This is a genomic window from Oxalobacter formigenes (genome assembly GCF_002127965.1).
Lineage (GTDB): Bacteria > Pseudomonadota > Gammaproteobacteria > Burkholderiales > Burkholderiaceae_D > Oxalobacter > Oxalobacter formigenes.
This window is the reverse complement of record NZ_CP018787.1, coordinates 758,907-782,905: the sequence shown is the minus strand read 5'-3', so window position 1 is coordinate 782,905 and position 23,999 is coordinate 758,907. Positions and strand designations below refer to the sequence as shown.

General features: G+C 49.1%; 18 protein-coding genes and 1 tRNA gene. 5 read left to right on the top strand and 14 right to left on the bottom strand.

What is annotated here, in order from left to right; genetic code table 11:
• Positions 1 to 154: 154 nt before the first annotated feature.
• The 5 genes from BRW83_RS11650 to BRW83_RS03685 all read right to left on the bottom strand — a co-directional run bounded on the left by BRW83_RS11650 (position 155) and on the right by BRW83_RS03685 (position 2,440).
• Complete coding sequence (locus BRW83_RS11650; RefSeq protein WP_186447489.1) at positions 155 to 316, bottom strand: Arm DNA-binding domain-containing protein; 162 nt, start codon at positions 314 to 316, stop codon at positions 155 to 157.
• 164 nt (positions 317 to 480) lie between these two features.
• A tRNA-Leu gene (locus BRW83_RS03700) sits at positions 481 to 565 on the bottom strand.
• A 70-nt stretch (positions 566 to 635) separates the two neighbouring features.
• A complete protein-coding gene (gene secG, locus BRW83_RS03695; protein ID WP_005881430.1) occupies positions 636 to 1,040 on the bottom strand; it encodes a preprotein translocase subunit SecG in 405 nt (134 codons plus the stop codon).
• 26 nt (positions 1,041 to 1,066) lie between these two features.
• Positions 1,067 to 1,825: a triose-phosphate isomerase gene (gene tpiA / locus BRW83_RS03690; protein WP_005881431.1), complete on the bottom strand. Its 759-nt coding sequence runs from the start codon at positions 1,823 to 1,825 to the stop codon at positions 1,067 to 1,069.
• 84 nt (positions 1,826 to 1,909) lie between these two features.
• Positions 1,910 to 2,440, bottom strand: coding sequence for an FKBP-type peptidyl-prolyl cis-trans isomerase (locus tag BRW83_RS03685; protein ID WP_005881432.1), 531 nt, complete (start codon positions 2,438 to 2,440; stop codon positions 1,910 to 1,912).
• A 583-nt stretch (positions 2,441 to 3,023) separates the two neighbouring features.
• Here BRW83_RS03685 and BRW83_RS03680 point away from each other — a divergent pair.
• Positions 3,024 to 3,302, top strand: coding sequence for a hypothetical protein (locus tag BRW83_RS03680; protein WP_005881433.1), 279 nt, complete (start codon positions 3,024 to 3,026; stop codon positions 3,300 to 3,302).
• A 75-nt stretch (positions 3,303 to 3,377) separates the two neighbouring features.
• Here BRW83_RS03680 and BRW83_RS03675 read toward each other — a convergent pair whose 3' ends face one another.
• The 6 genes from BRW83_RS03675 to BRW83_RS03650 all read right to left on the bottom strand — a co-directional run bounded on the left by BRW83_RS03675 (position 3,378) and on the right by BRW83_RS03650 (position 13,538).
• A complete protein-coding gene (locus tag BRW83_RS03675; protein WP_005881434.1) occupies positions 3,378 to 4,160 on the bottom strand; it encodes an MBL fold metallo-hydrolase in 783 nt (260 codons plus the stop codon).
• Positions 4,161 to 4,184: 24 nt separating this feature from the next.
• Positions 4,185 to 5,363 (bottom strand): outer membrane protein assembly factor BamC, encoded by a 1,179-nt coding sequence (gene bamC, locus BRW83_RS03670; RefSeq protein WP_005881435.1) that lies wholly within the window; start codon positions 5,361 to 5,363, stop codon positions 4,185 to 4,187.
• Between the two features lie 70 nt (positions 5,364 to 5,433).
• Positions 5,434 to 6,315 carry a 4-hydroxy-tetrahydrodipicolinate synthase gene (gene dapA / locus BRW83_RS03665; protein ID WP_005881437.1) on the bottom strand — a complete coding sequence of 294 codons (882 nt, stop codon included), beginning with the start codon at positions 6,313 to 6,315 and terminating at the stop codon, positions 5,434 to 5,436.
• Positions 6,316 to 6,473: 158 nt separating this feature from the next.
• On the bottom strand, positions 6,474 to 7,928 hold the full coding sequence (locus tag BRW83_RS03660) for a glutamate synthase subunit beta (RefSeq protein WP_005881439.1): 1,455 nt from the start codon (positions 7,926 to 7,928) through the stop codon (positions 6,474 to 6,476).
• A 39-nt stretch (positions 7,929 to 7,967) separates the two neighbouring features.
• Entirely contained in the window at positions 7,968 to 12,653 is a 4,686-nt protein-coding gene (locus BRW83_RS03655; protein ID WP_036603105.1) for a glutamate synthase-related protein, read from the bottom strand.
• Positions 12,654 to 12,842: 189 nt separating this feature from the next.
• On the bottom strand, positions 12,843 to 13,538 hold the full coding sequence (locus BRW83_RS03650; RefSeq protein WP_036603108.1) for a transposase: 696 nt from the start codon (positions 13,536 to 13,538) through the stop codon (positions 12,843 to 12,845).
• Positions 13,539 to 13,794: 256 nt separating this feature from the next.
• Between BRW83_RS03650 and BRW83_RS03645 the strand changes: the two genes are divergently transcribed.
• The 3 genes from BRW83_RS03645 to BRW83_RS03635 all read left to right on the top strand — a co-directional run bounded on the left by BRW83_RS03645 (position 13,795) and on the right by BRW83_RS03635 (position 18,733).
• A complete protein-coding gene (locus BRW83_RS03645; protein ID WP_005881446.1) occupies positions 13,795 to 14,244 on the top strand; it encodes an Hsp20/alpha crystallin family protein in 450 nt (149 codons plus the stop codon).
• Between the two features lie 272 nt (positions 14,245 to 14,516).
• Entirely contained in the window at positions 14,517 to 16,787 is a 2,271-nt protein-coding gene (gene ppk1, locus BRW83_RS03640) for a polyphosphate kinase 1 (protein WP_005881448.1), read from the top strand.
• Between the two features lie 224 nt (positions 16,788 to 17,011).
• The gene (locus BRW83_RS03635; protein WP_005881450.1) at positions 17,012 to 18,733 is read left to right on the top strand and encodes a SulP family inorganic anion transporter; all 1,722 of its coding nucleotides are present in this window, start codon (positions 17,012 to 17,014) and stop codon (positions 18,731 to 18,733) included.
• 4 nt (positions 18,734 to 18,737) lie between these two features.
• Here the strand turns inward: BRW83_RS03635 and BRW83_RS03630 are convergent, their stop codons facing one another.
• Together BRW83_RS03630 and BRW83_RS03625 are read right to left on the bottom strand one after the other, a co-directional pair.
• A complete protein-coding gene (locus BRW83_RS03630) occupies positions 18,738 to 20,192 on the bottom strand; it encodes a Ppx/GppA phosphatase family protein (RefSeq protein ID WP_005881452.1) in 1,455 nt (484 codons plus the stop codon).
• Positions 20,193 to 20,299: 107 nt separating this feature from the next.
• Positions 20,300 to 21,250, bottom strand: a complete 951-nt coding sequence (locus BRW83_RS03625; RefSeq protein ID WP_005881453.1) for a ZIP family metal transporter — start codon at positions 21,248 to 21,250, stop codon at positions 20,300 to 20,302.
• Between the two features lie 341 nt (positions 21,251 to 21,591).
• Between BRW83_RS03625 and BRW83_RS03620 the strand changes: the two genes are divergently transcribed.
• Positions 21,592 to 22,788, top strand: a complete 1,197-nt coding sequence (locus BRW83_RS03620) for an MFS transporter (RefSeq protein ID WP_005881455.1) — start codon at positions 21,592 to 21,594, stop codon at positions 22,786 to 22,788.
• A gap of 7 nt (positions 22,789 to 22,795) precedes the next feature.
• On the opposite strand, the gene BRW83_RS03615 is transcribed toward BRW83_RS03620, so the two are convergent.
• A complete protein-coding gene (locus tag BRW83_RS03615; protein WP_005881457.1) occupies positions 22,796 to 23,971 on the bottom strand; it encodes an SIR2 family protein in 1,176 nt (391 codons plus the stop codon).
• Positions 23,972 to 23,999 lie beyond the last annotated feature (28 nt).

Genomic DNA, 23,999 nt, shown 5'->3' with positions numbered 1-23,999 from the left:
ATTTCATATCATTACATTTGCATAAAATGCAATCAAACACCAATAGTTTATATTTATTGTTTTTTAGAAACAAAAATTCTTAACTTTTTGTATGAACAAAGCTTGGTCTCTCTTGATTCTGGCCTCTTGAAGAGCAACTGAGATATATTTGAAGTCAAGCCTTTCCATTCTGTCGGAATTTCATTCGCCAGAGTTTGGAACCCTTTGGGGACACTTCCATGTACAGCCCGCCTCCGTCAAAGAGCGAGTAGCTTTTTTCTTTGGGTTTGGCGTTATCGATCTGTTTTTGGTTCAGTGGAACGATGATTTTTGCCATTGCAGAGCCTTTTTGGGTATATGCAAAAATGGGTATATCCAATCTATACCCGAAATAGCTGGATTGCATAGAACGTCACTATACCGCAAAAAACAAAAAACCCGCGTAAACACTTGGTTTTACACGGGTTACTGTACTTTATCGCACTGCTTTGAACTAGCTTTTGGTGCCGACGGCGAGACTTGAACTCGCACGACTTTCGCCACTACCCCCTCAAGATAGCGTGTCTACCAATTCCACCACGTCGGCATAAGCATAAGATTATCTCAACAACCGTCCTTTTCATCAAGTTTTTATGAGATCGGAAACGGTATATTTTTTATTTTGATGTATTTTTACCCTGTTCCATTGACTGGGTTGCTCCAGGAATGGCAGCAGCGCCGGAAGCGTCCTTGCTCATCGATGGTTCCGGTGCCTTCGGCTGTTCCACAGGCGCAACCGGTGCAGACTGCAATTTTTCGATAATACCACTCTGGGTCGGTGCACGGCTATTTCCGATATATGCCATCACAAGAGTCGAGACAAAGAAAATAACCGCCGCAATAGCTGTCGATTTGGACAGAAAATTGGAAGAACCTGAAGCGCCGAAAAGACTTCCACTACCGGATGAACCTGCGCCGAAAGCTGCGCCCATATCAGCGCCCTTGCCTTGCTGCATCAAGACCAAGGCGATAATGGCCAGAGCCGAAATGACCTGAATGATAATAATAATGTTATACAGCATTTTCCTGCTTTTCCTTTAATAACTGGTTAGCCCAACTTGGATGCCTGACGTGCGATAGCCAGAAAATCGGAAGCTTTCAAAGCAGCCCCGCCGATCAGTCCGCCATCAATATCAGGCATGTGCAACAATTCTTCGGCATTACCCGGTTTCATACTGCCGCCATACAAAATCCGGACACATTCTATCGCATCCGGGTTCTTGCGTATCATTTGTTCCCGCAACATGGCATGTACTTCCTCCACGGCGAGGGGAGAAGGCGTTTTACCGGTTCCAATCGCCCAAACCGGTTCATAAGCCACAACGATATCGCAAACTTCTCTTTCTTCAAGGACTGACAGCACTGTATTGATCTGTCTCCCGACCACTTCGGCAGTCCGTCCTTCTTCCTTGTCATAGAGTGACTCCCCGACACAGACGATCGGAGTCAGGCCACCAGCCAGGGCCCGCTGAACCTTGTTGGCAACCAGTTCATCAGACTCATTGCAGTATTCGCGCCGTTCCGAATGACCGACAATGACATACTTGCAGCCGAAGTCCAGCAACATTCGCGTTGAAATCTGGCCTGTGTACGCGCCTACCGCATGAGCGGAAACGTCCTGTGCTCCCAGAGCGACATCGGTTCCTTCAAGAGCTGCCTGACATTGGGGAAGATACGGAAACGGAACACAGATCGCCAGATCACAGTCAATACCAGCCAGCCCTTCCCTGATGCCGCTTAACAATTCGGCATTCATGGCCAGGCTGCCATTCATTTTCCAGTTTCCGACAATCAGTTTACGTCGCATGCTGCTCCCAGAATTCAAGCAATCTGATATTTTAGCGTGACCAGCCAATACTGGTCAATCATGGAAATGAAACAATGACTTAGGTCAATGCAAAACGATGCTTCTGAAATGGTCGTTCCCGCTCTCATCGTCATCCTGATCGTCTATGTCATTGACATGGCCCTGTTCGATCTCTTTCTCTGTTGCTGCACGAACGTCTGTCACCGTCAGTTCGAAACGCAAGGCGATGCCCGCCAAAGGATGGTTACCGTCAAGTATGACCTTCCCGTCAGCTATATCCGTCACAACATAAATGGCAGGTTCATCAGCAGGATCGGCATTATCTGGTATACCTTCAAACTGCATCCCGATTTCAAGGGCTTCGGGAAAAAGCTCTCTTTGTTCAATTTTCAAAAGCGCCGAATCGTATTCCCCGAACGCATCTTCAGGTTCCACCTGAATCATTGTCTTGTAACCGATATCCTGACCATCAAGCGCTTTCTCAAGTGCAGGCAAGGTATCGTCGTATCCACCATGGAGATAAACAATCGGTTCCTGCCCGTCTTCAAGCATATTGTTTTGTGCATCAGACAATTTGTAGTGAACGGTCACTACTGTATTTTTGGCAATTTTCATACTTTCTCCTGATGGCCTTGTTATGCAGATGAAAAATTATACCTGCTTCACGAGTTTTTAAACGCAAGCCTGCATGTATATAACATCAACTTGCACAAATGATTTACTTTTTTAAACCGGAAAACAGGATTTTCAGCGGCACTTTTAATTTCCTGTTAATCATTAATTAATTATTTCACCGATTCCCTTTATTTCTCGACAGAAACAAAACTCCATTTTTTATAAAAAAGCAGCTGCTTTTTATATAATTTCTTCACATAAAAAAAGCATTAAATACCTGTTTTCTAAATATAAAAACCGCGAAACCATTATTTTAGAGCAACTTGCGGGCATGAAATTCAATTATGATATTTCTCAATCTTTTGTTTGAGCCAGCCTAAACCATTTGAACATAGGTCAAAACCTGTTGCGAGATTGCAAAACAGATGCAAAAACATCAAAAAGCAGCGACTACATCCGGAAAAAGTGGCTATAATCTGCGCTATTAGAGAGTTGTCGTTGCGTAACACAAGTTTTCGATAACACTCTATTCATGTAGTATTTTAATTACCGGTAATAACCTATATTTAATTAAGGATTACAAATGAAAAAGTCTTTATTGCTCGTTGGCCTGATGGCTCTGGCTCTGACCGCATGTAAAGTTGGCGAAAAACCAGCTGATAAAAAACCTGCTGAAGCAACTCCAGCTGCTGCTCCTGCTGCTCCAGCTAAAGACGCTGCTGCTCCAGCTGCTAAAGACGCTGCCGCTCCTGCAGCTAAAGACGCAGCTACCGCTGCTAAAGATGCAGCTGGTGCTGCTAAAGACGCTGCTGGCGCTGCTAAAGACGCCGCTGCTGCTGCTAAAGACGCTGCCAAGAAATAATTCTTGCTTCGCAAAAAAAGCCGATCTCCGGATCGGCTTTTTTGTTTCCCAAAACCCTTGCTGCTGACGATAAGGTCACATTCCGGTCAGCTTCTTCCAGCCGAACCCTTCTTCCTGTGTAGCAATCACCACTTCTATTGCATTTTTACCGACAACAGCATCGATTGCCGTTTTTGCCAGTTCAGGCAAATTGTTATTCTGGCTTAAATGCGCTCCTATAATGGTTTTCAGACGTGACAAACCATGTTCACTCAAAAAACCGGCTGCGCAATCATTGGATAAATGACCGTAAATACTGCTGATCCGTTTTTTCAGGTAATAAGGGTAAACCGATTTCTCCAGCATTTGCTCGTCGTAGTTGCATTCAATCATGAGCGCATCGCACCGAGCCAGAGCATTTGAAATATGTGGCGTTACCTGCCCCGTATCGGTCAGCATCCCGAATTTGGCATGTCCGTCGTCAATGGAAAACTGGAGGGGTTCACGTGCATCGTGAGAGACTGTGAATGCATTGACCTGAAAGTCATTCACGGAAAAAGAATCGCCATCCCGGCAAAAATTGAGTTCGACCCCGGAAAAATCTTTTCCAAGCGATTGAAAAGTGCCATAACTCATCCAGAGAGGGATCTGGTATCGTTTTGCCAGAGTCAGGGCACTTCCTGCATGATCGCTATGCTCGTGAGTCACGATAATGGCAGACAGATCGGCCGGTTCGCAACCGGCCCGATTGAGCCGCCGCGTCATTTCGCGTATCCCGAAACCGCAATCCACCATAACGGTCGTGGATGTCAGTCCATCTTCAGTCGACACCAGCAGGGAATTACCCTTGCTGCCACTCCCCAGACTTGTAAACCTCAAACCGGATCGTCACTCAAAAAAGTTTTAGCGCAATTGCTCATATAGCAGGTTCATAATCTTCTTGCCTGTCGATGTCGTTTCCGGCTGGCCCTTGTCAGTCAGGACAACGATATCGCACTTGCCGTCAAATTCCCTGACAGCGATCTGGAAACGCTGGGCAACTTTTTCGTTTTCAGAGAAAGTAAACATTTTCTCGAAAAAGCCTTTTTGTTTTTCAGGAGTATTCTTGGCATCCTTGTCCTGATCGACGTAACGGACGTAATACAGCCCCTTCGAACGATCGCGGTCTTCAACAGTGAAGCCGACACGATCCAGAGCCAGACCGACACGCCGCCATACACGGTCGAAAGGTTCATGAACCTCGACCTTGGAAATATCACTTTCCTTGACCAGAGTGGCTTTTGGAGCCAGCACGACAGTCTTGCTTTCCGCAAGCGCCTTGGCCTTGACCTTTTCTTTCTGATTGATATCGCTTAACTGAACCATCAGACGGGACAGGAATTCCGCTTCCAGTTCAGGATCGGAGGGACGGGCTGTCCATACTGTCGAATCCTGATTCACGCCAACAAGTTCTTCCTGTGCACCACGATGGCTGATATAAATTTCGGTCGTGCCGTCAGCATTTCGTTCCAGACGGGTTCTGAATTTATCGCGTTCACCGGTGGAATAGAGCGAATCAAGTACCTTGCCCAACGTCCGGCGGATGAAATCCTGCGGGATCTTGGCACGATTCTCTGCCCAGTCCGTTTCCATAATCCCTGTATCGGGAGAATCCACATTAATCAGGAAACCATTATCCTGCCAGAATTCCTTGATTTCAGGCCATAACACTTCAGGAGACCGATTGACGACCAGCCAGCGCTGGCTACCGTGTTTTTCAATGCGAATGTCGGTTGCCTCTTTCGGCGCGACGACACCCGGGGTGCCTGCCAAAGCCGGTCTCGCTTCCAGCTGTTTCTGGTTATAACCCGAAGCTGTTACCACTCCCGAAGAAGATGTTTCAGGAATTGAATACCGGTTGTCTCTCTGCATCTGGGTGAGATCCGGCGGAATTTCCAGTCTCTGGCCCGGAGTCTTCGGCGTTTCGCTTTTGTAATCGATGCGATCCGCTTCCATAAGGGTGTCGAATGCACTACAGGACGTCAAGCTTATGACTGTCAACGATCCCAGTAAAAGAGAACCAACTTTTTTGTTCAAAACCATAAGTCTTAACTTCCCGTCATCCGTTAGATTTGGAAACCTGATCCATTACAATGTATTTGGCTGCCTGAAATCAGGCGAGCACGCCACTTTCCTTCAACGCCTTGCGAACGCCATCCTGATACATATCGGAAAGTGTCACGAGCGGCAACCGGATTCCGGAAGGAATGATACCCATTTCCATCATTGCCCATTTGACAGGAATCGGATTGGGTTCGACAAACAATTGCTGGCTCAATGGGAGCATCAGATTGTTCAGCTTGCGAGCGGTTGCGATATCGCCCTTGATTGCCGCAGCACACATCAGATGCATGTTTTTCGGAGCGACATTGGCGACAACCGAAATATTGCCTTTGGCGCCGCACAACATGAGCGCCATTGCCGTAGAGTCGTCCCCGGAAAAAACGGAGAAATCATCCGGTACCTGGCGCAGCAGATCGATGCCACGGGCAATATTGCCTGTTGCATCCTTGACACCAATGATGTTTTTCACTTTCGACAATCTCACGATTGTCTCGTTGGACATGTCGGCAACCGTTCTGCCCGGAACGTTATAGAGTACGACCGGCAAATCGACTGCTTCGGCAATACTCTTGAAATGCTGGTACATGCCTTCCTGGGTCGGCTTGTTGTAGTAAGGGACAACCTGCAAGGTCGCATCTGCGCCAGCCATTTTGGAATAACGGGTCAGGACAATGGCTTCAGCCGTCGAATTGCCACCGGCTCCGGCGATAATCGGCACCCGTTTGCCGGAATGCTCAACCGCGACCCGAATCAGTTCGGCGTGTTCATCTACATTGACCGTAGGCGATTCGCCCGTCGTTCCGACAATAACGAAAGCGTCCGTACCTTCTGCAATCTGCCAGTCCATCAGGCGACGCATGCTGTCGAGATCGACGCTGCCATCGGCATTCATTGGAGTGACTAGTGCAACTATGCTGCCCTGGATTTTCATAATGATATGAATTGAATATTAAAAGAAATATTTTAACGGATGCCGGACACAATGGCACCATTATTTAATTGCCAGCAATGATACTACCTTAACGGACACAATATAACAGACCGCCATCAATAATTGACGACATTGGATGCGATTTTTGTATCAGATTGTTAATTCGCCCGTTCCGTCAAAAAACGATCGACCGCTGCCGCGCATTCCCTGCCTTCGTGCAATGCCCAGACAACCAGCGACTGGCCACGACGGGTGTCTCCAGCCGCAAACACTTTTTCGACCGAGGTCTGAAAACGTTTTTCCCCCTCTGCTGCCGCCATGACATTACCGGCCATATCCCTTTGGACACCGAATGCATCAAGCACCTCTTTGGCTGGCCCGGCAAATCCCATTGCCAGCAATACCATATCCGCTTCTATGGAAAACTCGCTGCCCGGTTCATCCATATAACGGCCACCAACCGAATTGACCCGGCAGGCAATGATTTTCTCGACCTTGCCGCGTTTTCCTTCTATTCGTTTCGTCTGAATCCTGAAGTCCCGTTCGCAACCTTCTTCCTGCGAAGAGGAAATCGTGAACTGTTTCGGCCAGTAAGGCCAGACCAGCGACTTGTCGATGGTTTCAGGCAATTTCGTATTGCGATCGATTTGTAAAATGCTTGCTGCACCCTGACGGTTTGCAATCCCGACACAATCCGAACCTGTATCGCCACCGCCAATGATGACGACCCGTTTGCCTTCTGCGGATAGACGGTTCTTTCCCCTCTCTCCCGCATCCTTGCGGTTCTGTGCACATAAAAATTCCATCGCATAATGGACACCCTGCAAATCCGCGCCGGGCACATCCAGCGTTCTTGGCTGTTCCGCACCACACGCCAAAATGACGGCATCGAATTCTTTTTCAAGCGTTTGTGGATCAATGACTTCAGTCGCCATATTCTGGATTTGGGACGGTAACGCCTTGCCGACCAGAACACCCGTGCGGAAAACGACTCCTTCCGCTTTCATCTGCTCCAGCCTGCGATCGACAATCTGTTTTTCCAGCTTGAAATCCGGAATGCCGTACCGCAGCAAGCCACCGATTTTGTCGTTCTTTTCGAAAACAACGACATCATGTCCGGCACGCACGAGTTGTTGTGCCGCCGACAACCCGGCCGGACCGGAACCGACAATCGCCACTTTTTTGCCAGACTTTACCTTTGCAGGATGAGGCACAACCCAGCCTTCTTCCCAGCCTTTTTCAATGATGAAACGTTCGATGGAACGGATACCGACCGGTTCACTGATCACGCCCAGACAACAGGCCGGTTCGCACGGCGCAGGGCAAATCCTGCCCGTAAATTCCGGAAAATTGTTTGTCGCCTGTAATTTGTCGAGTGCCAATTTATACTCGCCCCGATAAACCAGATCGTTCCAGTCCGGAATCAGGTTATGTATCGGGCATGCGTTGTTACAGAAAGGAATCCCGCAATCCATACAGCGTGCCCCCTGTTCACGCGCCTGATCATCTACCAGCGTCATCGTGAATTCCCGATAATTTTTAACCCGCTGACCAGGCGCCAGATGCGTTTCCTCGATACGGCCAAATTCCATGAACCCAGTTACTTTTCCCATTTTTTCACCTCAATCCGCTTTTTCCCGACCATGCCCGATTCAGGCTGCCGCCACATCCGTTCTTTCATTTTTCTCCGAATACAATTCCTTCAGGGCACGCTTGTATTCCATCGGGAAAACCTTGACGAAATTCTCACGGCAATTCGACCAGTTTTCCAGCAAATGCCGCGCCGTCATGCTGCCGGTATGCGTGAAATGGTTTTCGATCAGCTGTTTCAGAATCGCTTCATCCGTCTGTGCCTCTCCATTCAGGCCAAGACGATGCCAGATGGCCTTGTCGATACCGGCTTCCTGATCGAAGCAGGAGAGCAGCGGTTCCAGTGTAACCATAGACAGATTGCATTTGCGCCTGAAGGTTTTGTCCGGATCGTAAACATAGGCGATACCTCCGGACATGCCCGCTGCAAAATTGCGCCCGGTTTCCCCAAGCACAACGACCGTTCCACCCGTCATGTATTCACAACCGTGATCGCCACAGCCTTCGACCACCGCCAGCGAACCCGAATTGCGGACGGCAAATCGTTCACCGGCAATACCGTAAATGTAGGCTTCGCCGGAAATGGCGCCATATAAAACCGTGTTTCCGGCAATCATGTTTTTATTCGGCTCGCCACGGAACTGGGCATGTGGCCGGATAATGATGCGACCACCCGACAAGCCTTTTCCGACATAGTCATTCGCTTCACCGACCAGATCCAGCGTGATGCCGTGAGACAGGAAAGCACCGACTGATTGCCCGGCCGTACCCTGCAACTGGACATGGATCGTGTCGTCAGGCAACCCATCATGACCAAACCGTCTGGCGACTTCACCGGAGAGCATCGCACCGACACTGCGGTTGGCGTTTTTGATCGGATAAATGAAGGAAATCTTTTCCCCGTTTTCCAGTGCAATCGCCGACTGGGCAATCAGACGGTTGTCGATCGATTTTTCAAGTCCGTGATCCTGTGTTTCACAATGCCGTTTGTGTACGCTTTCATCGACGACCGGATCGTAAAAGAGACGGCTGAAATCAAGACCGGATTCTTTCCAGTTGGAAATGGCTTTTGCTTTCTCCAGCAAATCGACACGACCGATCAGGTCTTCGTATTTCCGGATGCCGAGCTGTGCCATGATCTGTCGCATTTCTTCTGCGACGAAGAAAAGATAATTGACGATATATTCCGGCTTGCCGGAAAATTTCTTTCTCAATTCCGGGTCTTGTGTCGCCACCCCGACCGGACAGGTATTCAGATGGCATTTGCGCATCATGATGCATCCCTGTGTGACCAGCGGAGCTGTCGCAAAACCGACTTCATCGGCACCTAAAATAGCGGCGATCACGACATCACGTCCGGTTTTCATCTGGCCGTCGGCCTGAATGCGAACCCGGCCGCGCAAATTGTTCAGCACCAGCGTCTGTTGCGCTTCCGCGAGCCCGATTTCCCAGGGGGAACCGGTATGCTTGATCGACGACAGAGGCGACGCACCTGTACCGCCGTCATGACCTGAAATCACGATGTGATCCGCCTTCGCCTTGGCAACACCTGCCGCAATCGTACCGACGCCGACTTCGGAAACCAGCTTGACCGAAATCGTCGCGCGCGGATTGACGTTTTTCAGGTCATGAATCAGCTGTGCCAGATCCTCGATCGAGTAAATATCATGATGGGGCGGAGGCGAAATCAGGCCGACGCCCGGAACGGAAAACCGCATGCTGGCGATATATTCCGAGACTTTTTCACCCGGCAACTGGCCGCCTTCACCCGGCTTGGCTCCCTGCGCCATCTTGATCTGGATTTCGTCGGCCGAATTCAGGTATTCTGCCGTCACACCGAAACGTCCTGACGCGACCTGTTTGATTTTCGAACGCAGGGAATCGCCTTCCTGCAATTCAATGTCGGAAACGACCCGATCCTTTCCCAGAATCGACGACAGTGTTTCACCGTTTCTGATCGGAATACCGGCCAGTTCATTTTCATACCGCCTCGGGTCTTCCCCTCCTTCACCGGTATTGGATTTGCCGCCGATCCGGTTCATCGCGATTGCAAGCGAAGTGTGCGCTTCCGTACTGATCGACCCAAGCGACATGGCACCTGTCGCGAATCGTCTGACGATTTCCTTTGCCGGTTCGACTTCATCGATTGCAATGGCATGCACCGGATCGATCCTGAATTCGAACAAACCTCGCAAGGTCATCTGGCGACGTGACTGGTCATTGATGATCTGGGCATACTCCTTGTACGTCGCATAATTGTTCGCTTTCGTCGAATGCTGCAATTTGGCAATCGCATCCGGTGTGAACATATGCTCTTCGCCCTGATGACGGAAAGCGTATTCACCGCCGACGTCCAGAAAACGCACCGGCTGCTGATGGCGGCCAAACGCTTCCTGATGCAAGCGCAATGATTCTTCAGCGACTTCAAAAACGCCAATCCCCTCGACACTGGAAACGGTACCCTTGAAATATTTGTCGACCAGTGCACTGGAGAGGCCAACTGCCTCGAAAATCTGTGCCCCGCAATAAGACCGGTATGTCGCGATCCCCATTTTCGACATAATCTTCATCAGGCCCTTATTGATCGCCTTGATGAAATTGGCCTGCGCTTTTTCCGGTGTCAGCTCGGCCGACAGTTTTGGCGCAAGTTCTGAAACGGTTTCAAGGGCCAGATAAGGATGAACCGCTTCGGCACCATATCCTGCCAGCAGGGCGAAATGATGCGTTTCCTTTGCCGAACCGGTTTCAACGACCAGACCGGTAGAAGCACGCAATCCTTTCGAGACAAGATCCTGATGAATGGCCGATGTTGCCAGAAGCGCGGGGATGGCAAGCTTGTCCGGCCCGATCAGGCGATCGGAAACAATCAGGATATTATGGCCGGATTTCACGGCATCGACCGCTTCCGCACACAGGGAAGCCAGATGGGCTTCGATACCGATTTTCCCCCACGCAACCGGATAACAGACATTCAGCTCATACGAACGGAATTTGCCGTTTGTATAGGCGTCGATATTCCGGATACTCGCCATTTCGGCAAATCCCAGAATCGGCTGTGTCACTTCCAGCCGCATCGGTGGATTCACGTTATTCGTATCCAGCAGGTTCGGCTTCGGCCCGATATACGACAGCAAAGACATGATGATTTCTTCCCGGATCGGATCGACCGGCGGGTTCGTCACCTGTGCAAAAGACTGGCGGAAATAGTTATACAAGGGTTTTGAATGGTGCGACAAGACTGCCAGAGGGGCATCGTTACCCATCGAGCCGATCGCCTCTTCCCCGTTCAGTGCCATAGGAGGCAAAAGCATTTTCAGGTCTTCCTGCGTAAAACCGAAAGCCTGCTGCCGATCCATCAATGGAACGGAAGACTGGAACAGGTCATGAGCGTGTTCTTTCAACTCATGCAAACGGATACAGACCGAATTGATCCATGCACGATATGGCCGTGCGTTGGCGTATATGCTCTTGATTTCGCTGTCGTCGATGATGCGCCCGGCATCCAGATCGATCAAAAACATCTTGCCGGGCTGCAAGCGCCATTTCTTGATGATGTGCGATTCCGGAATCGGCAATACGCCCGTTTCCGAAGCCATGACGACCAGATCGTCATCGGTGACGACATAACGGGCCGGACGCAAACCATTCCTGTCGAGCAAGCCCCCAATCTGGCGGCCGTCTGTAAAGGCAATCGCTGCAGGACCATCCCACGGTTCCATCATGGCGGCATGGTATTCATAAAAGGCACGCCGGTTGTCTTCCATCAACTTGTGGTTTTCCCAGGCCTCCGGAATCATCATCATCATGGCGTGCGCCAGCGGATAACCGGACATGACGAGCAATTCGAGTGCATTGTCGAAACACGCCGTATCCGACTGGTCTTCATACATGAGCGGATACAGTTTTTGCAGGTCATCGCCCAGAACGGCCGAATTCATCAGCCCCTCACGTGCACGGAACCAGTTGAAGTTTCCCTTGACCGTATTGATCTCGCCATTATGCGCAATCAGACGGTACGGGTGAGCGAGTGGCCACTCCGGAAACGTATTCGTGGAAAAGCGCTGGTGCACAAGTGCGAGCGCCGACACGCAACGTTCATCCTGCAAATCGAGATAATAGCCCTGTACCTGATCGGCCAGCAAAAGACCTTTGTATACGATCGTTCTGGCCGACATGGACGGCACGAAAAATTCCTTGCAATGCTTCAGATCAAGCGCCTGAATCGCATGGCCTGCTGCCTTGCGGATGACAAATAACTTTCTTTCCAGCGCATCGGTCACCATGATGTCAGGGCCTCGTCCGATGAAAATCTGGCGAATGACCGGCTCCTTTTCCCTCGCCTTTTCCGACATCAACAGTTCCGTATTGACCGGAACGTCGCGCCAGCCGAGAACCACCTGCTTTTCAGCACGCACGGCGCGTTCGATTTCTTTTTCACAGGCCAGACGGGAAGCGTGTTCTTTCGGCAAAAAAATCATGCCGACACCGTACTCGCCCGGAGGAGGCAGGCTGATACCCTGCTTTGCCATTTCCTCGCGAAAATACTGGTCAGGTATCTGGATCAGAATACCTGCCCCATCCCCCATCATCTTGTCGGCACCGACGGCACCGCGATGATCGAGATTTTTCAGGATAAGGAGTCCCTGTTCGACTATCGAATGGCTCTTGACCCCTTTGATATGGGCGACGAACCCGACGCCGCAGGCATCGTGTTCAAATGAGGAGCGGTATAAACCCTGCGCACACATAATGACCTCTTTTTGCAATGTATTTCATTAACTTGTGCAAAAAGAATAAACCGCTTTTTTAATGATGACAACAAAAATAAAAAGGGTCAGAGTTATTTAAATGTAACTCAGAAAAACCATAATATATAATAGGGACATAGTAAACATCATTAAATAACAACGAATTAACAAAAAATTATCAGAAAATTACTATGAATTTGGATTGTTTTTTTGCGGGCGCCCGCGTTTCCCCATTCGGAACTGGCGTTCGGTTTGAATTTCCAGCTGTTTTTTGAATTTTTCTGACCCCAACGGCCATCCAGACATCAAAATCCGGTCCAGTTTTTCACTCTCCCAATGATCGAAACGGTTGAAAAATTCCTTGTAGGCGAGTTCTCTTGCAAAAGGTGTATTCCCGAGATTCCAGTAAACGGCATGGTCCCGGATGACCGGATCAGGTTTGATGCCTGCATGATGGGCGTAACTTGACCATTCATATTCTTCCGGTCTGGCAACCATTCCATCCAGCACCGGTTTTTGTTCGATATAGCGGCTGCATTCAAGCAAACAATTGTCTGCATCGACGAGCGATGTCCTGAAACGCCCTTCCCAAAGCGTTCCTGAACGCTTGTATTTCTTGTTGAAATAAGGCACATAATAACGTCCGACCCATTGCATCATGCGGGCCAGCCCGATCCCGTCCGTTGGCGTCACCAACAGATGAAACGCATTATGCAAAAGGGTATAGGCATGAATATCGATTTTGAACTGTCGGGACGATTCTTTCAACCAGCTCAAAAATATATCGAAATCTTCCTTGTCGAAAAATACGGTTTGTCTGTTATTTCCCTGCTGATATACATGATGCGGCTGACCTGGCAAAACCAGTCGGGCGGTACGTGCCATTAAATTCTCCCGATGCATGAAAGAAGCTGTTTTCGATAACTATGTCCCCAATACTAAATGCCTGATTAGAATTTTGCAACAACTTTGTCCCTGTTTTTTACAGAAAACTCTCGTTTTCTTTTGCTTTTTCACATTTGTATTTTTGAGCCCTGTCAAAAACCCTGAAGTCAGACACGTTATCTTTTATACAAAGGAATGCGTCCTTGTATGAATTGACCTTCAAATGTGACAGGCCCCAGACAGTCAGGAGATACCCATGGCAAACAATCTTCCAAATATCCATCCGTTCAATGAAATTTCACGCTTTGAGCCCATGCGCAATATGGATGACTTCTTCAATAACTTCCGGTTGAGCGCTCCATGGAGCAGCTGGGAACCGGAACCACGTATCAAAATCGACGTTTCCGAAACGGACGACGCTTACGTTGTCAAGGCCGATGCTCCCGGCGTTTCAAAAGAAGACATCAAGGTAACGGTTGAAGGCAATTTCGTTACGATCGAGTACGAGCTGAAAAAAGAAGAAAACAGGGAAGAAAACGGCAAGACCGTGCGTAACGAACGCTACTACGGCATGCAATCGCGAAGCTTTGCGCTGGCGCAGGAAGTGGATGAATCCAGAGCCGAAGCCATGTACAGAGATGGTGTGCTGGAATTGAAACTTCCCAAAAAACCGGGGTCGACCAAGACCCGGTTGGCAGTAAATTAGTCCTTCTTTATCTTTTCCTCCATTTATGGCATCTGTTTCTCGCAGATGCCTTTTTTATTGAAAATGGCATTCAATCGCTCACTTGAAAAAAATTAAAACGCCCTTTACCTCAATTCATACTCCTCAAACCGACTTTCGTCATAATTCCGTCATATTTTTTTGTTATCATAAAAGAATAGCGACCAAGATCAGGATATTCCGTGCCTTCTCAAAGTGCATCACCGGTGACAAAACCCATTCAGAATCTGCCAACAGGTTCCCTTGAACCGAACCTGTATCTGAACCGCGACCTTTCCCTGCTGGAATTCAACCGCAGAGTCGTGGCACAGGCCGAAGATGAAAGCCTTCCCTTGCTGGAAAGGTTACGATATCTGTGTATCGGCAGCAGCAATCTGGACGAATTTTTCGAGATCCGTGTTTCAAGCCTGCATGCGCGCCAGACGTCGGACAGCCCTGTTTCCGTCAGCGCCAACAGCTTGCTGAACAAAATAAATGTCCAGTGTCATACGCTGGTCGATTACCAGTATGCCATTCTGAACCGCAAGATCCTGCCCAGACTGGCAAAAAACGGCATTCATATAGTCAGCCACAATAACCGGACTGAAGCGCAACGCGCATGGGTCAAATCGTATTTCGAAAGCCAGATCCGTCCATTGTTGACGCCTATTGTTCTGGACCCGGCGCATCCTTTCCCGCAGGTCGCGAACAAAAGCCTGAATTTTATTATTTCCCTCGCTGGCAAGGATGCCTTCGGACGGGGAAGTGCCATCGCCATCGTCAAGGCACCCCGTGTTTTGCCAAGAGTGATCAAATTGCCGGATGAATTGTCAGAAGACGGCTATACATTCTGCCTGCTGACCTCGATTATCCATGCCCATATATCCGATCTCTTCCCTGAACGCGAAGTGATCGCCTACTCACAATTTCGCGTTACCCGTGACAGCGATTTATGGGTCGATGAAGAAGAAGTCAAAAATCTCCGTGAAGCCTTGCAGGTCAGCCTGCAAAACCGTCATTTCGGATCGGCTGTGCGGCTTGAAATCGCCAAAAACTGCCCTGACGATCTGGCCCGATTCCTGTTGAATGAATTCAATCTGGATGAGAGCCACATGTACCGTGTCAATGGCCCCGTCAATATGGTACGCCTTTCCGAAATCTTCAATTTCGTCAAAACGCCGTCGATGTATTTCCCGCCATATCAGGCTTCAATCGCTTCCGACGCGCAAAACGACGTGTGTCTTTTCGATGCCCTGAAGAAAAGGGATATTCTTCTCCACCATCCTTTCCAGTCGTTCCAGACCGTTGTCGATTTCGTCCGTGCAGCTGCCGAAGACCCGGATGTCGTTGTAATCAAACAGACGATCTATCGTGCAGGGGTGACTTCAGCCCTGATAGAAGCCCTGATGGACGCCGCGAACAAGGGCAAGGAAGTCGTCGTCATCGTCGAGCTGAAAGCCCGTTTCGACGAGGAACAGAATATCGACTGGGCACAGCAGCTAGAACAGGCTGGTGCACAGGTGGTTTATGGCGTAATGGGACTGAAAACACACGCCAAGCTGGCACTGGTCATCCGCCGCGAAAACGGCGCATTCCGGAATTACGCCCACCTTGGCACAGGCAATTACCATCCGGCCACGACCAAGATCTATACCGATTTCGGCATCCTGACCGCACATCCCCAGATTACCAATGAGGTCAGTGAAGTCTTCATGCATTTGACGAGCCTGACGAAACCGAAAAAACTGGAACATTTGTGGTTGGCTCCGTTTACCCTGCACAGGAATCTGATCCGCGCGATTCTGAATGAAATCCGCATCGCCCGTGCGGGCCGTCCCGCAAGAATCGTCGCAAAAATGAATTCACTGATCGACGAATCCGTTATTCGTGCACTCTATCTGGCGTCTTCCTCCGGGGTCAAAATCGAGCTGATCGTGCGTGGCGCCTGCGCCTTGCGTCCAGGTGTCCCCGGCCTGTCGGAAAATATCCGTGTCCGTTCCATTATCGGCCGCTTCCTCGAGCACGAACGCATCTATTATTTCAGGAACGACCTGAAACACGATCTGTACATTTCCAGTGCGGACTGGATGGCCCGTAATCTGTTCAGACGGATTGAAGTTGCCTGCCCGGTTCTTGACCCGGCGCTGAAAAAACGGGTTATAGAAGAAGGTCTCAAATACTATCTTAAAGACAATACGAATTCCTGGGAACTGCAGCCGAATGGAAGCTATAAACGGCGTAAAATTCGCAAAAAACAGTCGGCATTCGGTGCCCAGCAATGTCTTGCGAAAACCTACGATGCCGCATTGCAAAAGGAATTGATTGAAGACGTGAAACCGGCTCCGGAATCACTGTCGTCCTCAATCGATGTTCTTGACGATACCCCACAGGCCACAGAAGTCATGACAGAAATGCCTCTTGTCGAAATCTCGCCAATCGTAACGTCTGAAGAAAAAACACTCGAAGTTGTTCAGACACATCCATCTGAAACAGAAGATGAATCCGAGGGACAGGCAGAGGAAGCCGTTGACACGGAGAATGTCTGATTCATTGATATCCGGCAGAAAAAAACCTTCCATCCATAGCATTATTCACTTCCTGAAGCGACCCGGTTTTATCCTTATTTAAGGATACCCAATACCGGGTTCGCAATTCTGTATACAATACCGTTGTTTGCCGGTTATCTGCTGAGATTGATGTTTTCAACAGGCGGTAAACCTGTTCGAATTCAATTAACGTGTATGCCTACGAGAAGCGGTCAAAACCCTATATGAATCTGCCGATAGACGATATCGAAAAGCTGAAAAGCAAATATGTCGGTTTTCTGAACTGGCAGGACATCATTGCCGGCCTGTCCATTGCCGGATTGCTCCTGCCACAGGCACTTGCATACTCCAGTATCGGCAACCTGCCTGCACAGGCCGGTATCATCGGCCTGTTTGCCGGGCTGCTCTGTTACGGTATTTTTGGTTCCAGCCGCTTTGCCCTCGTTTCTCCCACATCGTCGTCAGCTGTCGTCCTGGCTGCAGCGACCCTGTCTCTGGGCGGGGACAATCCCGGTTACCGATTGATGCTTGCCTCGGGCCTTGTCGCCATGACCGGCCTGATTTTCATTATTGCCGCCCTGACCCGCATGGGGAACGTCACCGATTTCATTGCAAAACCGGTTTTGCGCGGCTTCACCTTCGGGCTGGCCATCGTCATTATCATCAAGCAGCTGACGACTGTTTTGAATATCCATTCCTACAAAAGCAATCTCTTCGCTTTCATGGTCGACATTCTCAAACAGGCCAATCTGTGGAATATCGGCTGTCTCGTCACAACCGTGCTTGCCCTGATATTTCTGTCGCTGGGAGAATGGCTGCGACGGATAAAAAACGGAAAATACAAGAATTTCCCAAGCGGCACGCTGGTCATCATTCTCGGTATCCTCGCGAGCAAATGGTTCGATTTGCCTTCAATGGATATCCCTAACGTCGGCCTGATCCAGCTCAACCTCAACAATCCGACGATTCCCGACCTTCCCTATTCCGACTGGGTCCAGCTGTTTGAAATCGGCGTTGCTCTGGTATTCATTCTTTACGCAGAATCTTATGGTTCAATCCGCAGTTTTGCCATCAAACACCACGACACGATTTATCCAAACCGTGACTTGTTCGCGCTCGGTATTTCAAACATCGTTTCCGGTCTTTTTCAGGGGATGCCGGTAGGAGCCGGTTATTCAGCGACAGCGGCCAATGAAGCCTATGGCGCCCGCACACGGATCGCCGGCATCGCCGCCATGATCATCACCTTTTTGATTATCCTGACGGTGCTTCCCTATATTGAATGGATACCCCAGCCCGTTCTCGCTGCCATTGTCATTTTCACGATGGCAACGACCTTGAGCCTGTCCAGTTTCAGACTCTACTTCACATGGAAAATCGACCGTGCGCTGATCGTCCTGTCCGTTCTGGCCGTTCTGGTTCTCGGTGTATTGCAAGGCTTGATGATCGCGATCGCAATCAGCCTTCTGATCATGTTGCGCCAGAACTCGAAGTCCACTGTTTCGGTTCTGGGACGACTGGGTCAAAGCCACGACTTCGTCAGTCTGACCGCTTTTCCCGAAGCCCAGCCCGTTTCCGGTATCCTGATCGTCAGGCCAGATCAGGCCATGTTCTTCGCCAATTCAGACCGTATTCTGGTACAGGTCAGGGATATCATTTCTTCTTCCAAACTGCCCATTCATACCGTTATTTTAAGTCTGGAACAGACACCCGATCTGGATGCGACAACAGTCGAGGCATTAAGGGATTTCTTTGAAAACATGAAAAAGGAAAGCAAAAAACTCATTCTTGCCCGATTGAAACCACCGGTACATGATGTTCTGCTTTCAGCCCTCTCCGAAGAACATCCGGAAGTATCGCTTTCCCGACTGAGCGTGGAACGGGCCGTGAGATTGGCCCGTATCAAGGAAAATCCGAACAGGGCGGCCGAAACAGCCCTCCAGTGAAATATCAGCTAGAGCGCACAGTCATGGTTATGCCGACATCTTCCCACCACTCGCATTCTTTCTCCAGCCAGTAAAGCAGTGTCGGATAAGTATCGAGCCATTCTTTCGGCACCGTCATTTCAATACGGTTTTTGACCCTGACTTTCAGTTTGTCCGCCTTGAAATTCACCTTTGCATGCTGAAGCATGACCGCCAGTCTCAGCGCGACAACCGCTTTTAGTGCATCCGAATTGGTCAGCACTCCATTCAATTTTCTCAGGTTGCCCTTCTGGCCGAGGACAAGCTTGCTCATCTGCTTTTGCTCGCGGGCGGTAAAACCGGCCATATCCGCATTTTCGATCAGATACGCCCCATGCTTGTGATAGTTGGTCGGCGAGACGAAAATGCCGATCTCATGAAGCAAGGCACTCCAGTACAACTGCTTCAGGAATTTATCCGCTTCAGGCCCCAATTGCTTGTATATCGCCAGCGCATAATCAGCGACCCGTATGGCGCGCTGTTCATCCACTCCGTAGCGCCGGAGCATGTCGCGGATCGCTTCTTCACGGCGGTCTTTCTGGGTTTCCTGCAGATAAATATCCCACATGATCCCCATTCTCAGGCCAGCCTCAATCGGTTTGATCACGTCGATGCCGAAATCTTTCGTCAGCACGATCAGAATCGTCAGACCGCCCAGAATCGACGAAGCCCGTTCTGTCTTGACTCCGTCAAGCCCGGCTTTATTGATATGACCGGCCTCGATCAATTTCTTTTTCAGAAGCTCGAGATTCTCCAGTGTCATACGCCCGTCGCCAATCCCGTTCATCGCCAGAATTTCTGCTGTGGCCCGAATCGTGCCGGATGAACCGTACACCTCCGTCCAGCCACAGGAACGGTAATAATCGACCGCATCCTCGAACTGGCTTCTGGCTGACAGAATGGCCGCTTCGAAAGACGCTTCATCGATAATGCCGTCATGGAAAAAGGCAAGGCTCTGCCTGACAGTACCGACGCTGAAAGATTCCGCCCTGACGATTTCCTGACCTTTTCCGTAAATCAGTTCTGTCGATCCCCCACCGATATCGATGACAAGCCGTCTTTCCTCGGGTCTTGCCAGAACGTTCGCCACGCCGAGATAAATCAGGCGGGCTTCTTCTTCACCGGAAATGACTTCGATAGGATAACCGATCACCTTTTCGGCATCCTGCAAGAATTCAGAGGCGTTGGTGGCAATGCGAAGGGTGTTGGTGGCAACGACTTTCACGTCGGATAAAGGATAGGCATCCAGTATTTCCCGAAGACGCCTCAATGCGTCAAGTCCTTTCTGGAACGCTTCGGCGGAAAGAACGTTCTTTTTGTTCAGCCCCGCAGCGAGCCTGTTCGGCTCGCGTGCGCTTTTGATGACGCAAATACTGCCGTTTACATATTCACCGATATGCAACCGAAAACTGTTCGAACCCAGATCTATCGCAGCAAACATTAAGACTTTCCCCTGTAATCCGCGAACAAAACAAATTTGAAACCGGACGATTATGCCGGTACAAAATGACAGTTTGTTGAAAAAACCGGAATTAGGCAAATGAAATTTCAGCCAAGTGTCGTATCGAGAACCATCATCAGGGCAAATCCGACCATCAGCCCGACAGTCGCAGGGGTCTGATGACCGTTTCTGTGCGTTTCCGGAATCACCTCATGCGAAACGACAAAGAGCATGGCTCCTGCCGCAAAACCAAGACCGATCGGATAGGACAAGGCCATACCGCTGGAGAGACTGACCCCGAGCAAGGCCCCCAATGGTTCGAAAAGCCCGCTTGCGGCGGCAATCAGGACAGCTCGCAAACGGCTGACGCCTGCACTTCGCAAGGCAAGCGCCACAGCCAGCCCTTCGGGAATATCCTGCAAAATAATGGCAATCGTCAGTGGCAAACCGATCGCCATATCCGCATGGGAAAAACCGACACCGATCGCCATGCCTTCCGGCAGGTTATGCAGCGAAATGGCGAAAACGAACAGCCAGACCTTGTTGAAACGCTCGTTCCCCGGACCGAAAGAACCGATTGTTTCATGTTCATGAGGCGTAAACTTGTCCAGCGAAAGCATCAGGATAACGCCACAGGCCATCCCGAAAACGACTACACCGGAGCCGAACACCTTGCTTGACGTCATTTCCATTCCGGCCGCCAGCCCCGGCAGCAAAAGCGAAAAGGCACTGGCTGCCATCATCATCCCGGCTGCAAAACCGAGCATGGTATCTTCCACTTTTGTCGGGAGCTTGCGAACGACAAGTGCGGGAACCGCGCCCAGAGCCGTTCCGGCAAAACCGCCCAAACCACCGATAAAAGCGTATTGCATCGCCAGACTGACACCGTTACTGGCGACATCAAACAGGCTTTGAATAAACAGGATCAGAATTGTCAGCGAGGCCAATGCCAGAAAAGCGGCATAAAACCAGTGCCGCCTTGAATAGTGCAGGCACGAATTCCACCAGCTGAGTGCCACCGGTGTTTTTGCTTCATGTGTGTGTTCCGGAACCGACATAATCCTGACAATCCGATTGTTTTATAAATAGCCGAATGAATTTCCACTCGGCAAAAACGAAAAAAACGCGTTCAAAAATATACCAGACACCGCCAAGGCCGCGTCTGTTTGGTCAGATTCGAGTATATCCCAGTTCCAAAAGGCCCGTAGTGAAGCAAAAACAAATGAGATGTGCAAAACGACGTTTTTCCCCGAAATTGCCTGAACCGCGCATTCATACCCGGAAAATATAAATCTGCGATAAAAAAAATATTTTTAACGGCAGCCTTTGTTGGGTAAGATGAAATTCATCGATTTTGCCAATGAAAATCGTATCCGATTAACAAGGAATAATCACTAACATGTTTTCCTATATCTGGTTTCCGGCCCTGATCAGCGCAATGGGTGGATATCTTTTCATGAGCGTAGCTCCCCTAAGCACGCAGTTCATGGCACTTTTCGGGGTGGGCTATGCCGGAATGTCGCTCTTTCTTTCCGGACTCCTGTGGTCGCACAGCCTCGTGCAACTGCCTGCAGGCCTTATCCTCGACAAACTCGGCGTCTACCGTGGCTTTCTGATCGCCATCATCATCGCACTTGTCTCAAACCTGCTGCCCTTTCTTGCTCCTGAAAACCTGGCACTCGCAACCGCCCTGCGTTTTTTCGGAGGCCTGAGTTCCGGTGTCCTGTTCCTTGCCGGCGTCAAAGTCACCGCCATGATGGCACCTCCGGAAAAAATCGCACAGGCACAGGGTATACAAGGCGCGGCCTTCAGCCTCGGCACCATGCTACCCTTCGTGACACTACCCTATCTCGGCAACGAGGCATGGCGATTTTCATACCTGATACCTGCTACCCTCTCACTTGTCGTCATCGCCCTCTCCCTGCTCTTGCCAGCCTCGGTCAGGAAAAACAACGCAGGCAACAGCAACAGCCTTGCCAATCTCTTGAATGCCCTGAAATTCGTAGCCACATCGGTACCGATCTGGACACTGGGCATGTTTCATGGACTCTCATACGGCACACTGAATAATCTCGGGCAGTGGCTTCCTTCCATACTGGCCGACCTGCACGGCCAAAGCACGGCATTGGGATGGAGTCTGGCAACCGGTGCCGTATTATTGCTTGGAACTCTGGCACGTGCCTATGGCAGCGTATTGCTGCGCTGGTATACACGCAGCTGGATCATCAACACAGCCGTCATGTTGATCGGCATCTGCTACATCGTTCTGGGATTGATCGGGAATGTCTACGTCGGACTGGCCGTCGGTATCGCACTGGCGCTGTTCGGTGGTTCCAACTACGGCTCCATCTTCAGCCTGACCGGCCAGACTGTCTCCCCGGTTTATGTCGCCACGGCGGCAGGTTTCATGAACATGATCGCCAACATCGCCAATGTCATGCTGACCCTGATTCTGGGAACGGTCAGGGAATATACCGGGAGCTTTTCTATGGCTCTTTGTGCAACGGGGATTTTTGCGTTACTGGTTTGGGGATGCGGGAGGAAAATTATTAACAGTTTATCTGAAGATAAAAAAACTTTTAACGTTAAATATTAAAGATGAGTTATTTTCCTGTTCTCGTCTGATTGAAAAGAAAATTAATTGCTTTCAAATCAAAGCCATCATAATAAAACCTAGAGTACTTTTCATCAACAAAGCTATAACGATTTTTTAACTCATCTTGCAATTCCAAAGTTGATCGATAATCAACAAAACGTACATAGTCTTTATATTTACCCATTGCTGGTGTATCCCACCAAGAACTATAATTTTCAAACATTTTATAAAGAGCAATCCGAATATAATCATCGTGTTCAGGTAAAGAAAAACCGATAACTGAAACTCCTAAATTGTAACCACCGCTTCGTCCTAAGCCATTCCAAAAACTTAGAATTGGTTTTGCATAAACAAATTTAACGTATGACGGAGAGAGGATCAGTGGCGTATTGAAATCACTAGTTTTGTAATAGTAATTATTCATATTACGCATACAGAAGATATGTTTAAGAGCATCATCTTCAGGTAAAATTCCGTCTACTAAAGGATATAGGCCATAATATCCCGAATTATTGAATAATAAATTCGTATTAGGTTCAGAGTTGCTTTCACGAATTAACGAATTTTTTATATCAAGATAATGTCTATCATCAAACCAATCTAGTGAGCCATGAAGTTTCAACAGTACAACCTCTTCCGTATCTGTATCGAGTATGCCCCCATGTTTATTAATTGACTTGAACCGATTAGGATAACGACGGAAAGGTTTTCCCACTTTCTCAAGTGCATTTTCCAAAACTAAATCATAGTTGAAAGTTAATACCGAATCATGGATTGAAAGAGATTCAGCAAAATTTAAGTAAACTTCTGGTATGTCATCCGGAGAGGGAGTGCGATCATGAATAACATAACCTATAGCTTTACGAACCATTAATTGCGACTCATTTCCTTCTTGACTCCAAGTATCACTTCCTCTAAAACGAAGAAAATGTTCAATATCTAAATAAGACATAAATTGTTCAAGATTTAGATTTTCTTTTGATTGCCCTGTATATCCGCAAGCAGAACAATAATTAAGATACTCGTTTACATCTCTGCTGAAATTCGTATCTTCTCCATACTGTCTTTTAATATATTGAAACACCAAAGGATAAAGTTCTGATGCGATAGGGAGACCCGCTGGTCGAGAAAAACCTGCTCCAAGCACAAAAATTCTAAATCCGGGATGTGAGTTTTCCGTCATTATTTAACGCCAATTAGGATTATATTCT

What these genes read in the sequence shown, in the direction of transcription:
- BRW83_RS11650 (WP_186447489.1), bottom strand. Translation starts at nt 316, where the DNA reads ATGGCAAAAATCATCGTTCCACTGAACCAAAAACAGATCGATAACGCC.
- secG (WP_005881430.1), bottom strand. Translation starts at nt 1,040, where the DNA reads ATGCTGTATAACATTATTATTATCATTCAGGTCATTTCGGCTCTGGCC.
- tpiA (WP_005881431.1), bottom strand. Translation starts at nt 1,825, where the DNA reads ATGCGACGTAAACTGATTGTCGGAAACTGGAAAATGAATGGCAGCCTG.
- BRW83_RS03685 (WP_005881432.1), bottom strand. Translation starts at nt 2,440, where the DNA reads ATGAAAATTGCCAAAAATACAGTAGTGACCGTTCACTACAAATTGTCT.
- BRW83_RS03680 (WP_005881433.1), top strand. Translation starts at nt 3,024, where the DNA reads ATGAAAAAGTCTTTATTGCTCGTTGGCCTGATGGCTCTGGCTCTGACC.
- bamC (WP_005881435.1), bottom strand. Translation starts at nt 5,363, where the DNA reads ATGGTTTTGAACAAAAAAGTTGGTTCTCTTTTACTGGGATCGTTGACA.
- dapA (WP_005881437.1), bottom strand. Translation starts at nt 6,315, where the DNA reads ATGAAAATCCAGGGCAGCATAGTTGCACTAGTCACTCCAATGAATGCC.
- BRW83_RS03660 (WP_005881439.1), bottom strand. Translation starts at nt 7,928, where the DNA reads ATGGGAAAAGTAACTGGGTTCATGGAATTTGGCCGTATCGAGGAAACG.
- BRW83_RS03655 (WP_036603105.1), bottom strand. Translation starts at nt 12,653, where the DNA reads ATGTGTGCGCAGGGTTTATACCGCTCCTCATTTGAACACGATGCCTGC.
- BRW83_RS03650 (WP_036603108.1), bottom strand. Translation starts at nt 13,538, where the DNA reads ATGGCACGTACCGCCCGACTGGTTTTGCCAGGTCAGCCGCATCATGTA.
- BRW83_RS03645 (WP_005881446.1), top strand. Translation starts at nt 13,795, where the DNA reads ATGGCAAACAATCTTCCAAATATCCATCCGTTCAATGAAATTTCACGC.
- BRW83_RS03635 (WP_005881450.1), top strand. Translation starts at nt 17,012, where the DNA reads ATGAATCTGCCGATAGACGATATCGAAAAGCTGAAAAGCAAATATGTC.
- BRW83_RS03630 (WP_005881452.1), bottom strand. Translation starts at nt 20,192, where the DNA reads ATGTTTGCTGCGATAGATCTGGGTTCGAACAGTTTTCGGTTGCATATC.
- BRW83_RS03625 (WP_005881453.1), bottom strand. Translation starts at nt 21,250, where the DNA reads ATGTCGGTTCCGGAACACACACATGAAGCAAAAACACCGGTGGCACTC.
- BRW83_RS03620 (WP_005881455.1), top strand. Translation starts at nt 21,592, where the DNA reads ATGTTTTCCTATATCTGGTTTCCGGCCCTGATCAGCGCAATGGGTGGA.
- BRW83_RS03615 (WP_005881457.1), bottom strand. Translation starts at nt 23,971, where the DNA reads ATGACGGAAAACTCACATCCCGGATTTAGAATTTTTGTGCTTGGAGCA.